12 protein-coding genes and 1 other RNA gene are annotated in these 12,193 nt (G+C 61.4%); 5 read left to right on the plus strand and 8 right to left on the minus strand.

Annotated features, from left to right (window positions below):
* Positions 1–53 precede the first annotated feature (53 nt).
* Positions 54–1,250: a peptidase T gene (pepT, locus tag I6L32_RS14025; protein ID WP_216944017.1), complete on the minus strand. Its 1,197-nt coding sequence runs from the start codon at positions 1,248–1,250 to the stop codon at positions 54–56.
* 1,025 nt (positions 1,251–2,275) lie between these two features.
* Between pepT and speA the strand changes: the two genes are divergently transcribed.
* Together speA and I6L32_RS14035 are read left to right on the plus strand one after the other, a co-directional pair.
* Positions 2,276–4,177: a biosynthetic arginine decarboxylase gene (gene speA, locus I6L32_RS14030; protein WP_029314286.1), complete on the plus strand. Its 1,902-nt coding sequence runs from the start codon at positions 2,276–2,278 to the stop codon at positions 4,175–4,177.
* 311 nt (positions 4,178–4,488) lie between these two features.
* Entirely contained in the window at positions 4,489–5,691 is a 1,203-nt protein-coding gene (locus I6L32_RS14035; RefSeq protein WP_084865641.1) for an ISL3-like element ISAeme19 family transposase, read from the plus strand.
* Here the strand turns inward: I6L32_RS14035 and I6L32_RS14040 are convergent.
* The 4 genes from I6L32_RS14040 to I6L32_RS14055 form a co-directional block, all read right to left on the minus strand.
* On the minus strand, positions 5,660–6,196 hold the full coding sequence (locus I6L32_RS14040; RefSeq protein WP_210538745.1) for a gp16 family protein: 537 nt from the start codon (positions 6,194–6,196) through the stop codon (positions 5,660–5,662). The two genes, I6L32_RS14035 and I6L32_RS14040, sit on opposite strands and share 32 nt — an antisense overlap.
* Positions 6,180–6,359 carry a hypothetical protein gene (locus I6L32_RS14045; RefSeq protein ID WP_216944018.1) on the minus strand — a complete coding sequence of 60 codons (180 nt, stop codon included), beginning with the start codon at positions 6,357–6,359 and terminating at the stop codon, positions 6,180–6,182. Before I6L32_RS14045 ends, I6L32_RS14040 begins: the two co-directional genes overlap by 17 nt.
* The gene (locus I6L32_RS14050) at positions 6,346–6,576 is read right to left on the minus strand and encodes a hypothetical protein (RefSeq protein WP_042074588.1); all 231 of its coding nucleotides are present in this window, start codon (positions 6,574–6,576) and stop codon (positions 6,346–6,348) included. The genes I6L32_RS14045 and I6L32_RS14050 overlap by 14 nt, the downstream gene beginning before the upstream one ends.
* Before the next feature lie 40 nt (positions 6,577–6,616).
* Positions 6,617–6,685: hammerhead ribozyme type II (locus I6L32_RS14055), an RNA gene on the minus strand.
* A gap of 43 nt (positions 6,686–6,728) precedes the next feature.
* Here I6L32_RS14055 and I6L32_RS14060 point away from each other — a divergent pair.
* On the plus strand, positions 6,729–7,031 hold the full coding sequence (locus I6L32_RS14060; protein ID WP_210538746.1) for a hypothetical protein: 303 nt from the start codon (positions 6,729–6,731) through the stop codon (positions 7,029–7,031).
* Here I6L32_RS14060 and I6L32_RS14065 read toward each other — a convergent pair.
* A complete protein-coding gene (locus tag I6L32_RS14065) occupies positions 6,978–8,180 on the minus strand; it encodes an ISL3-like element ISAeme19 family transposase (protein WP_084865641.1) in 1,203 nt (400 codons plus the stop codon). The genes I6L32_RS14060 and I6L32_RS14065 overlap by 54 nt on opposite strands.
* 149 nt (positions 8,181–8,329) lie before the next feature.
* On the opposite strand from I6L32_RS14065, the gene I6L32_RS14070 reads away from it, so the two are divergent.
* Positions 8,330–8,518 (plus strand): hypothetical protein, encoded by a 189-nt coding sequence (locus tag I6L32_RS14070; protein WP_010674183.1) that lies wholly within the window; start codon positions 8,330–8,332, stop codon positions 8,516–8,518.
* Positions 8,519–8,562: 44 nt separating this feature from the next.
* Here I6L32_RS14070 and I6L32_RS14075 read toward each other — a convergent pair whose 3' ends face one another.
* Together I6L32_RS14075 and I6L32_RS14080 are read right to left on the minus strand one after the other, a co-directional pair.
* A complete protein-coding gene (locus tag I6L32_RS14075; RefSeq protein WP_049636330.1) occupies positions 8,563–8,850 on the minus strand; it encodes a hypothetical protein in 288 nt (95 codons plus the stop codon).
* Positions 8,851–9,014: 164 nt separating this feature from the next.
* Entirely contained in the window at positions 9,015–11,123 is a 2,109-nt protein-coding gene (locus I6L32_RS14080) for a bifunctional diguanylate cyclase/phosphodiesterase (RefSeq protein WP_223917956.1), read from the minus strand.
* Positions 11,124–11,572: 449 nt separating this feature from the next.
* Between I6L32_RS14080 and I6L32_RS14085 the strand changes: the two genes are divergently transcribed.
* Positions 11,573–12,160 (plus strand): histidine phosphatase family protein, encoded by a 588-nt coding sequence (locus I6L32_RS14085; protein WP_049636328.1) that lies wholly within the window; start codon positions 11,573–11,575, stop codon positions 12,158–12,160.
* The last annotated feature ends 33 nt before the right edge of the window (positions 12,161–12,193 follow it).

Genomic DNA, 12,193 nt, shown 5'->3' on the forward strand with positions numbered 1-12,193 from the left:
GTGTGTCGGTTGGGTGACGGTTTGATGACGGGGCGAACCCCGTCCTTGCCCCCTTACTCTGCCCGCCAGGCAGAGGTGAGGCGCACCAGCGCCACCAGGGTGGCGACCGCTTTTTCCATGGATTGCAGGGGGATGAACTCGTGCTTGCCGTGGAAGTTGTGGCCGCCGGTGAACAGGTTCGGACAAGGCAGCCCCATGAAGGAGAGCCGGGCGCCGTCGGTGCCGCCGCGAATGGGTTTGATCTTGGGCACCACGTCGGCGGCCTCCATGGCGGCTTTGGCCAGCTCGACGATGTGGGGATGGGGCGCTATCTGGCTGCGCATGTTGCGGTAGTTATCCGCTATCTCCAGGGTGATGCGCGCCCTGGGGGCGTCCAGCTGCAGGGAGGCGACCCGCTCCTTGAGCTGGGCCTTGCGGGCGGCGAAGCAGTCATCGTCGAAGTCGCGGATGAGGTAGTGCAGGGTGGTCTCCTCCACCGTGCCCTCCATCCGGGCCAGGTGGAAGAAGCCTTCATACCCCTGGGTGCACTCCGGGGTCTGCTCGGCGGGCATGGCGGCATGGAAGCGGGCGGCCAGGGTCTGGCTGTTGATCATGCTGCCCTTGGCGGTGCCGGGGTGGACGTTGTTGCCTGTGATGCGCACCGTGGCGCTGGCGGCGTTGAAGTTCTCGCATTCGAGCTCGCCGAGCTCGCCGCCATCCACCGTGTAGGCCCACTTGGCCGGGAAGCGCTCCAGCGGGAAGCGGTCGGCACCGCGCCCTATCTCCTCGTCCGGGGTAAAGCCGACCCAGACATCGCCACGGGGGATCTCGGGGTGAGCCTGCAGGTATTCCACGGCGGTGAGGATCTCGGCGATGCCCGCCTTGTCGTCGGCCCCCAGCAGGGTGGTGCCGTCGGTGGTGATGAGATCCTGCCCCAGGTAGTTTTTCAGGAAGCGGTACTGGCGGATGGCCAGCACCTCGTCCCCTTTGCCAAGGCAGATATCGCCCCCCTGATAGTTCTCGACTATCTGGGGAACGACGCACTCGGCCTCGTAATCGGCGGTGTCCATGTGGGCGATGAGCCCGATGGCGGGGGCATCCGGCTGGTGCTCGTCCAGGGTGACCTGGCTCAGCCCCATCTGCGTCATTTCGTCGCGCAGGGCCCGGGCGAAGAGGCGCTGTCCCTCGCTGCTGGGGCAGGCAGGATTGGTCGCATCGGAGCGGGTATGAAAGGTGAGGTAGTGGAGAAAGCGCGAAAGCAGGGTGTTCATGGGCAAGCCTCGGGTCACGAAAGAGGAGTCATTGTGGCCAAGACGGCGGCGCCGCTTATTGCGTCAGCGCAGTTTTTGATGATTTTGTGGGAGAGAGGAGGGCCATCGAAGGGGAGGGGCGGGGATCATTGCTCGGCAGTTTGCATAAAAATTCCAAAATAAAAACTGGTTAAGCAATTGCGATAAAGCTGAATTTCCCCTCGGCCCAGCGCTGGCAAGGGGTGACCCAAAAAGCGTGACGTGTTGGTTATTTTCATCGCCTCGCCCACGCGCTCTCATCCCCCGCCATCCCAGAGCCCGCCTTGCTGGCAGCGAGATTTTGCCCCCCGATGAAAACCCGTTTTTTAACACGATTTTTTATTGTCACTGGCTGCGGTAAGTGTGTACACTCCGCGCCGATCCGAGGGCAACCCTGCGCAGGCCGTGTCCGCCAGACCCGCAGGATCATGACGCCTATAGGGCGAGGCACGCAGAAACGACAGACACTGCTGGGGAATGGTTTCTTTAATACCGGTTAGGCTCCGGTATCAGGGAGAACAACGGACTCTCATCTTTCAGCTGACCGAGTGGGCTTCGGGCTCATCATCTCCCTTGTCATGGGCGGTCACTGGCGTTGAGCGGGTCGTAGTGGTTGTCGTCCATCAACATGATGCGTGCTGACGTCTTCCCTTCTCTTCCTTGAAACCTTCTCCTGTCCGTCGGGATGGCTGCCGAATGATGAACAAACGGCGTGGCTGATGCCGATTGTCATCAAAGTACCGCGGTACGCCGGCAAGGTGTTACCGCATACCGTTGAGCTTGATGTAAAGCCACCAGCCCCACATCAAGACTCGTTACTTCCCAAGATCCACCAGGCAGCCTTGGCTTGCCGCGATGTGCAATGAACAGGATGTGGCGGAGCATGCTCCGTTGCGGGTCCAACGTCAGCAGGCCGCTCTGGCTTGCCGCATTTTGCAATCAATGGTCTGGATGTGATTGAGGGTAACGAAGGCGGCCCACGGCCGCTCATTTGCGAGGCATAGCCCATGACTAACTGGTCCAGCAAGGACTCCTTGAAGGTCTACAACGTTCCCTACTGGGGTGCGGGTTTTTTCAATATCAATGACGCCGGTCATGTGACCGTCTCTCCCGACAAGTCTCGCCCCGAGGCTCAGATCGTGCTGTCCGAGGCCATCGAGCAACTGCGCCAGTCCGGGCTGACCACGCCGGTGTTGCTGCGTTTCCCCGACATCCTCAAGAGCCGGGTCGATGCGCTGTTCAACGCCTTCGGTCAGGCCATCGAAAAGTCAGGCTATGAAGGGGATTACCTGTGCGTTTACCCGATCAAGGTAAACCAGCAGCGCCGCGTCATCGAGACCATCAGTCAGTCCTACAGCGACAAGCCCCGGCTTGGGCTGGAAGCGGGCTCCAAGCCCGAGTTGCTGGCCGTGCTGTCCCATCATCATGAGCAAGGGTCCGTGATCGTCTGCAACGGTTACAAGGACCGCGAATACATCCGCCACGCCCTCCTGGGCAACCTGATGGGCCACAAGGTCTACATCGTGGTGGAGAAGCCCTCCGAGCTGGAAATGGTGCTGGACGAGTCAGCTCGTCTCAACATCAAGCCCAACATCGGGGTGCGCGCCCGTCTGGCGTCCACCGGCTCCGGTATGTGGGAATCGAGCGGCGGTTCCATGTCCAAGTTCGGTCTCTCCGCCTCCCAGATCCTGGCGCTGGTGGAGCGTCTGCGCAGCCTCGGCAAGCTGGACTGCCTGCAACTGCTGCACTTCCATCTGGGCTCCCAGATCGCCAACATCCGCGACATCCAGGGCGGCATCCGCGAGTGCGGCCGCTTCTACGCCGAGCTGTGCCGTCTTGGCGCCAAGGTCGAGGTGGTGGACGTGGGCGGCGGCCTGGGTGTGGACTACGAGGGCACCCGTTCCCAGAGCCACTGCTCCGCGAACTACAGCCTCTCCGAGTACGCCAACAACGTGGTCTGGGGCATCGGCGATGTGTGCCGCGAGTTCGACCTGCCGCACCCGACCATCATCAGCGAGTCCGGCCGTGCCCTGACTGCACACCACGCCGTGCTGGTCACCAACATCATTGGTGCCGAAGGGGTGGAGGTGAACGACATCAGCGCCCCGGACGAAGACGCGCCCACCATCTTGCAGAACATGTGGAAAGGCTGGCTGGACCTGCGCGGGGAAGATCCCTCCCTGCTGGAGATCTTCCACGACTCCGTGGCGGATCTCGGTGACGTCAACGCCCAGTACACCATGGGCCTCTTGAACCTGGAGCAACGCGCCTGGGCCGAGATGCTGCACCAGAACACCTGTCTGGCGCTCAAGGAGCTGCTGAACCCGGTCAACCGCAACCACCGCGCCCTGGCCGACGAGCTCTCCGAGAAACTGGCGGACAAGTGCTTTGCCAACTTCTCCCTGTTCCAGTCCCTGCCGGATGCCTGGGGTATCGGTCAGGTGTTCCCGGTGATGCCGCTGGCCGGTCTTGATCGTCCGCTCACCCGCCGCGGCATCCTGATGGACATCACCTGTGACTCCGACGGTCAGGTGGAGCACTACGTCGACGGTCTGGGGGTGGAAAGCACCCTGCCGATGCCGGTCTACGGGGAGCACGAAGAGTGCCACGTCGGCTTCTTCCTGGTGGGTGCCTATCAGGAGATCCTGGGGGATTTGCACAACCTGTTCGGTGACACCCACTGCGCGGAAGTGTGGCTGGATGAAGAAGGCAAGATGGACATCCGCAACGTGGTGCGTGGCGACACCGTCGACCAGCTGCTGCGTTACGTCAACATCGACCCGTCCGTGATCCGCGAGAACTACCAGCGCATCGTCTCCCACCCGGCGCTGGACGACGAGACCCGCAAGGCCCTGCTCGACGAGCTGGAGCTGGGTCTGCAAGGCTACGCCTACCTGGAAGACGAATAAGCCAGCGGCTTGTTCCCCGTCGGTCAAATGACGGACATGAAAAACGGCGCCTTCGGGCGCCGTTTTTGTTGCGCTGTTGCCTGGCTGGGGCCGGTTGGCGGGCTCTGTCATCCAGGCTGGCGGCATCCCGCCCCGGCCAGATCCGGCCACTGCCCGCTTTTGCCCGCCACCTCCCTTGATCCAGGTCAAGGGGGACTTAGGTCCCTTATTTTAGGTTCTTCGCGGGATCTTGGGGAAGTGGAAGTTGACAGACAGGGTGCTGGTAAACTGGCTGTCTCCAAACACACCACCACCATCACCCTGCTGTCGCCGTGCATCATATTGATATTGCCTCCTTCTGGCCAGGTTATACCGTCATCGCCCAAGCGCTTTCTGCCAACCATCACACCCTGTTTACCCTTGAGCCTCGCGCCGACCTGTTGCCCCGTTGTCGCCGATGCCTGCAACCCACGCCATTGATCCACGACCAACGTATCCGCCGGGTGCGTGAGCGAGACCTATTTGACCGACAAGTCTGGTTACAACTGCCTGTTCGCCGCGTCGACTGTCTGCGCTGTGGTCGCGTCAGTGAACATATCGACTGGCTCCCCTCTGGCTCCCGCCTCACCCGGCGCATGCAGTGCTGGATTGAAGCGCTCGTTCAGTACCTCCCCATCCGCCATGTCAGCCAGCTCACCGGGGTCGGTTGGCACACCATCAAGGAGATCGACAAGCGCCGTTTGCAGACCAGTGTGGGCACCATCGAACTTGGGGAGGTGCGGCGGCTGGTGATGGATGAGTTTGCCCTGCACAAGGGACACCGCTATGCCACCGTGATCATGGATGCCGAGCGAACCCGCGTCCTGTGGGTGGGGCACGGCAACAGCCGGGCCGCTATCCGTCCCTTCTTCGAGCAGCTCGGCGAGCGATGCCAGCAGATTGAGGCGGTGGCGATGGACATGAACACGGCGTTCGACCTGGAGGTGAAGCAACACTGCCCGCAGGCGGAGGTGGTCTACGACCTGTTCCACGTGGTGGCTCGCTATGGCCGAGAGGTGGTGGACCGGGTGCGAGTGGAGCAGGCGAATGCACTGAAAAGCGATAAACCGGCGCGAAAAGTGGTCAAAAGTGCGCGTTGGTTGCTGCTACGTAATCGGGCGAAGCTGAGTGAAAAACAGGATGTGAAGTTGCAGGAGCTGTTGGCGGCGAATCAACCGCTGGCGATGGTGTACGTGCTGAAAGAGGCGTTGAAGGGCATCTGGTATGCGCCGAGCGTGTGGGAAGGATGGCGACGATGGCGGAGCTGGATGCGGCAGGTGAAGGAAAGCGGGCTAGCGCCGCTGCAACGATTTGGTCGAAATTTATCGAAATATATGCGGGGGATCCTGGCGAGTGCAAACTACCCGATGCACACGAGTGTGCTGGAAGGGGTGAACAACAAGATCAAAGTGATAAAGCGTATGGCATATGGATTTAGGGACTCAGAATACTTTTTTCTGAAAATCAAGGCGGCCTTCCCCGGAAAGCCGCGATGAACCTAGTTTTATTGGCCGCCTGCAGGGCCTTGACCATCTCCCGCTTATGCCAGTGCTTGAGGGATTCCAGCACCGAATAAGCCAACGCACCATCGAGCCAGGACACCTCGGCCACACCCACCCCGTTATTGATCCGCACCGTCTGACGCTCCACATAGTGATTGAGCGCCGTCTCACTGCCATCACGCAGCAGGCCGTGTTTGGCCATTGTGATCCAGATAGCCCGGATCACCCCTATTTCAGCCGTCCGAACCTGGGTACCGCTGACCGGGCTTAAACGCTTCTGCTTGCCTCCTTTTACGCCACGTTTAACAGTCGGTTTAAACCCTGCCCCCTTCATGGCTTGCAGCACCTTGTCCAGCTCCTGGATCGACAGCGCTGCCGCAGAGCACTTGCCACTCTGCTGGGTCAGCAGCTCACGATAGGTTTCGTCATCCAGCCCCAGGGAGCGGCGGCCCACCTGCACCAGCCGGATCAAGCGGGTGCGTTCATTGCTTGCTGTCATGACTTCTCCCCACTTTTGCCACCCAGATTTGACCGGCAGGCACATCGTTTCCATTGCGCCACTCAGGGCAATGACTATCGAGCCACTGCTCGGCACCTTGCTGGTTCAAGGGGCCAAACTTCATCACATAGACCAGCAGAGCCTGCCAATTAGACGCCGCCATGACTGACCTCTGCTGCTCTGGCTTGCTGCAGTTCCGCTACCAGTTGCCAGCGCATCTGGCTGGCTTCTCCTGCCAGAGCAAACAGCCCTTGGGCACGAGCCTCTCTATCAAACTGCTTGAGCTGTCTGCACACAGCCCGTTTATCAGGGGTCGCCTGTGCAATGGCGGCCGCGCTGAATATCTTGGTAAGCCGAATATCCATCTCTGTTTTGGTCATCGCCGTGCTCCTTGTTCGAGGCGGTGAAGACCTGGGCCCAGGTCGGCTGCTCATCAGTGCCCGGCCACCACGCCGGGCAGACAGAGGGGCTACCCCCACTGTTTCGCATGATCAATACTCAATCTCCTTATCCAAACGAGAATGGAGTGTCTATGAAGCCGTTGACCGCTCATGAGGTCCTGTTACCTCTCTACAACTTCACCCAACTGATGGTTGGCCATAACCCCAAGCAGCTGCACATCTCGATCAAAACGCAGGAGTGGCTCTTCACAAGGTTGTCCACCGCCCCCTTTCCCATCAAAGAAGCGATCGAATTGGAACCATCAAAGCGATCCGCGTTTTATGAGCTGCTTACGCAATACGTCATGTTTTTGACGATGAACTCTGACCTTAAATTTGGTTCATCGCGGCTTTCCGGGGAAGGCCGCCTTGATTTTCAGAAAAAAGTATTCTGAGTCCCTAAATCCATATGCCATACGCTTTATCACTTTGATCTTGTTGTTCACCCCTTCCAGCACACTCGTGTGCATCGGGTAGTTTGCACTCGCCAGGATCCCCCGCATATATTTCGATAAATTTCGACCAAATCGTTGCAGCGGCGCTAGCCCGCTTTCCTTCACCTGCCGCATCCAGCTCCGCCATCGTCGCCATCCTTCCCACACGCTCGGCGCATACCAGATGCCCTTCAACGCCTCTTTCAGCACGTACACCATCGCCAGCGGTTGATTCGCCGCCAACAGCTCCTGCAACTTCACATCCTGTTTTTCACTCAGCTTCGCCCGATTACGTAGCAGCAACCAACGCGCACTTTTGACCACTTTTCGCGCCGGTTTATCGCTTTTCAGTGCATTCGCCTGCTCCACTCGCACCCGGTCCACCACCTCTCGGCCATAGCGAGCCACCACGTGGAACAGGTCGTAGACCACCTCCGCCTGCGGGCAGTGTTGCTTCACCTCCAGGTCGAACGCCGTGTTCATGTCCATCGCCACCGCCTCAATCTGCTGGCATCGCTCGCCGAGCTGCTCGAAGAAGGGACGGATAGCGGCCCGGCTGTTGCCGTGCCCCACCCACAGGACGCGGGTTCGCTCGGCATCCATGATCACGGTGGCATAGCGGTGTCCCTTGTGCAGGGCAAACTCATCCATCACCAGCCGCCGCACCTCCCCAAGTTCGATGGTGCCCACACTGGTCTGCAAACGGCGCTTGTCGATCTCCTTGATGGTGTGCCAACCGACCCCGGTGAGCTGGCTGACATGGCGGATGGGGAGGTACTGAACGAGCGCTTCAATCCAGCACTGCATGCGCCGGGTGAGGCGGGAGCCAGAGGGGAGCCAGTCGATATGTTCACTGACGCGACCACAGCGCAGACAGTCGACGCGGCGAACAGGCAGTTGTAACCAGACTTGTCGGTCAAATAGGTCTCGCTCACGCACCCGGCGGATACGTTGGTCGTGGATCAATGGCGTGGGTTGCAGGCATCGGCGACAACGGGGCAACAGGTCGGCGCGAGGCTCAAGGGTAAACAGGGTGTGATGGTTGGCAGAAAGCGCTTGGGCGATGACGGTATAACCTGGCCAGAAGGAGGCAATATCAATATGATGCACGGCGACAGCAGGGTGATGGTGGTGGTGTGTTTGGAGACAGCCAGTTTACCAGCACCCTGTCTGTCAACTTCCACTTCCCCAAGATCCCGCGAAGAACCTTATTTTACGGTCAAGAGTGATGTTGGTGAATGACACATAAGGATGTGCGTATGGAACTCAAGAGGGACCCGAGATGCTATACCGACGTCTGTATCGACGGTAAGTGGTATCACTACGATCACTGCAGCACTCACGTTTATATGCTGATGGGGGGCGCCGCCCCCAGCCTGCAGCTTGCCCATGAACCCGGCAGTGAAGAGGAGCTGGTGGAGATGCTCCGCCAGCACCCCCAACGCTGACTGCCTGCGGGCCATCGGGGTATCGTCCCGGCGGCCCGCCTTGTTCAGCCCGCCTTGCGGCCCAGGATCTTATTGCCCATCTCCAGCAAGGCCGTTGCCGCCGCATAGGCCTCGTCTGACTTGCCTATCTCGTCCGCCACGTAGAGAAAACCGGATCTGTACTTCTCCACCGCCTCGCGGGGAGTGGCCGCGTCGATGAAATCCTCTTCCACCTCGAACCCTTGCGTCAGCAGCGCCTCCTTCTCCGTGAGGAAGGTGGGGGAGGCCATGTCGACATAGGTATATTGCTGACGGCGGGAGGCGGGGACGCTGAAGAACTGGTATCTGGCCATGGATGTGGCTCCTCTGAACGGGTGATCTGCCATGGGGGGCGCTCGATGCGCCCGGCAAAATAAAGGAGCATTCGAGTCTTGCAGCAGACTACCTTGAGTCGTGAAGGGACGCAATCGGGCTGGTGATGACCCTGGCGACACGGGCGCTGCGCCTCACCTGCTTGTCAGGCAAGCACACCTTCCAGCACCCGTTGGGGAGTCTCGGGAGCGCAGTGGACAAGCAGTTGCTCCCCGGTCATGGGGCGCCCGAGCAGGTAGCCCTGCAAGGTGTCGCAGCCCAGCTCGGTCAGCAGGTCCCGCTGCTCCGGGGTTTCCACCCCCTCTGCCACGATGCGCATCTCCAGGGCCTGACCCAGGGCGATGATGGCGGCGATGATGGTGGCATCATCGCCCCCCCGCTCCAGGGTGGTGACAAAGCCCCGGTCAATCTTGAGCTCGTTGGCGGGGAAGCGCTTGAGGTAGAGCAGGCTGGAGTAGCCGGTGCCGAAGTCGTCGATGGAGATGCCAAGGCCGAGCTCGGCCAGACGGTTGAGGATGGCGAGGCTCTCCTCGGCCTTCTGCATGGCGGTGGATTCGGTGATCTCCAGGGTCAGGTGACGGGCCTCGAGCCGATGGCGGGCGAGGGCGCCCTGCACCTCCTCCAGCAGCCCGGGGCTGGCGAGCTGGATGGTGGAGAGATTGACTGCCACGCTCCAGTCGTGATGACCCGCCGCCCGCCAGGCGCTCATCTGGCGGCACGCCTCGTCGATGACCCAGTTGCCGATGGGGATGATGAGCCGGCTCTTCTCCGCCAGCGGCAGGAAGCTGGCCGGCGAGACGGCACCATGCTCCGGGTGCTGCCAGCGCAGCAGGGCCTCGGCGCCGACCACCTGGCCGCTGCGGGCACAGTATTTGGGCTGGTAGTGCAGGGCCAGCTCCCCCCGCTCCAGGGCGTGTTGCAGCTCCTTGTGCAGCAGGAACTGCTGGTGGGCGTTGGCGTTCATGGCGCTGTCGAAGTAGTAGTAGTCGTTGCGCCCCTGCTCCTTGGCGTAATACATGGCGGCATCGGCGTTGAGGGTCAGCTCGTGCAGGCTGGTGCCATCCTGGGGATAGACGGCAATGCCGATGCTGGCGGTGATGTGCAGGCTGTGGTGCTCCCACTCATAGGGCTGGGCCAGGGTGGCCAGCAGCCGCTCGGCGAAGGCCGTGGTCTGGCTCACATCCCCCGGCGCCAGGGCCAGCACGAACTCGTCCCCGCCAAAGCGCGAGGCGGTGTCGCTGGCACCGAGCAGGCCGGTGATGCGCTGGGCCACCTCGGCCAGCAGCAGATCCCCGGTGTGGTGGCCGTGGGCATCGTTGATGATCTTGAAGCCGTCGAGATCGAGAAACAGCAGGGAGAAGCTGCGCTGGCTGTGCTGACACTCCTGGATGCGCTGCTCCAGCCGGTCGGCAAACAGCAGCCGGTTCGGCAGCCGGGTCAGGCTGTCATGGAGCGCCAGCTTGAGCAGCTCGTCGTGGGCCTGATGCAGGGAGGTGGAGAGCCTGGCGGCGTGGGCATCCAGCATGGAGAGCACGAAGGCGATGGCGAACACCGCCAGGGTCACTATGATGACCACGGTTGCCAGCCACTGGGTATTGAGACCGGTGTAGAGGGCCCCGCACAGGCTCTCTGCGGGGAACTGGGCCGCCGCCATGCCGGTGTAGTGCATGCCGATGATGGCTGTCCCCATCACCAGGGAGGCGAAGGCCTTGCTGAAGAAGGCGCGGGGCGAGCTGTTGCGCAGGCGAAACGCTATCCAGAGTGCGGCCCCCGAGGCGAATACCGCGATGAGGATGGAGAGGATGAAGAGCCCAGGCAGGTAGTGGATGCCAGGCGCTATCTTCATGGCCGCCATGCCGATGTAGTGCATGGTGGCAATGCCGGCCCCCATCAGCACGGCCCCGAACAGGATCTGGTGCCAGGGGAGCTGGGGACGACTCACCAGCCAGAGCGCAAAGGCCGAGGAGCCGATGGCTGCCACCAGGGAGAGACCGGTGAGGGTCAGATCGTATCCCAGCGCGATGGGCAGGTTGAAGGCGAGCATGCCGATAAAATGCATGGACCAGATGCCGAGCCCCATGGCGAAGGCTCCCCCCGCGAGCCAGAGCACGGCGGCCCGTCCCCGGCTCTGGCTCACCCGGCTGGTCATGGTCAGCGCCGTATAGGAGGCGAGCACCGCCACCAGGATGGAGAAGAACACCAGATCCTGGCTGTAATAACTGTCGAGCATGGGGTGGGTTGGGGTCACGTTCATTTACTCTGGGGTACATCAGGGCCTGAGCCTGGGCCGGGTCAGGGGAAATCGGGTGGCAGATTGTACACCAGGCGTCCCTGTCGTGAGCCAGAGATACGTACCAAAATGGCCCCCGGATCAGAGCAAAAACTCTGTCTTTTCTGGCTTTGGCCGCCATCCTGTGACCGATAAACCGGCACATCCCCATTTTATTCCGTCTGAACAACAAGATAGGGGAGCATGGGGCGCTTGCCACGGCGCTGGCGGGCCCGTGGCGAAGGCGTGTGGTAAGCGCACAAGGCGCCTGTGCGATAAAGGCGCGCAGCCCCTGTCGTCCTTATCACGATAGCCGCAGGCCATGCGCTCAAGGAGTCAGCACAAGCCTGCATCCTCCGGGTCTTGGTTGACCCGGTACATCTGTTATCATCTTCCCCCTGTTTTCTTATCTCGTTGACTCTGCTGGAGAAACCATGTCTCGAACCCTCTATTTGCTGCGCCATGGCCAGACCCGTTACAACGCCGAATTGCGGTTGCAGGGGCGTTGCAACTCCGAGTTGACCCCCAGGGGAGAAGCCCAGGCCCTCGCCATGGGGGCCCGTCTGGCCAAGCTCCTGGCCGAGCCCACCGACTGGACGATCTACGCCAGCCCCCTCGGCCGGGCACGGCAGACGGCGGAGCGGGTGTGTCAGCAGCTTGGCTTGGACCAGGAGCGCATCATCTGGGACGAGCGGCTGGTGGAGCTGGGGATGGGGGAGTGGGAGGGTCGCCGGGTGCCCGAGCTGCTGGCGGCCCACCCCGAGCTGGATCTGGAGGAGCCGGACTGGTATCTGCGGGCCCCCCATGGCGAGAGTTTTGAGAGCATTCAGCGCCGGGCCCGGCAATGGCTTGAGGACGAGCAGATTGCCGAGCAGGCCATCGTGGTTTCTCACGGTCTCTTTGGCGCCATGCTGCGCGGCGCCTATGTGGATCTGGACTACACCACCACCTGGCTGCAGGAGCTGCCACAGGATGCCTTCTTCAAACTCAGTGGTGGTCGCATAGAGCGGATTGCCTGCTGACCACACGAAGGCGGCCCGCCGTGGGTGGGCCTT

This window comes from Aeromonas sp. FDAARGOS 1402 (assembly GCF_019046925.1).
In the GTDB taxonomy this organism is placed as follows: Bacteria; Pseudomonadota; Gammaproteobacteria; order Enterobacterales; family Aeromonadaceae; genus Aeromonas; species Aeromonas caviae.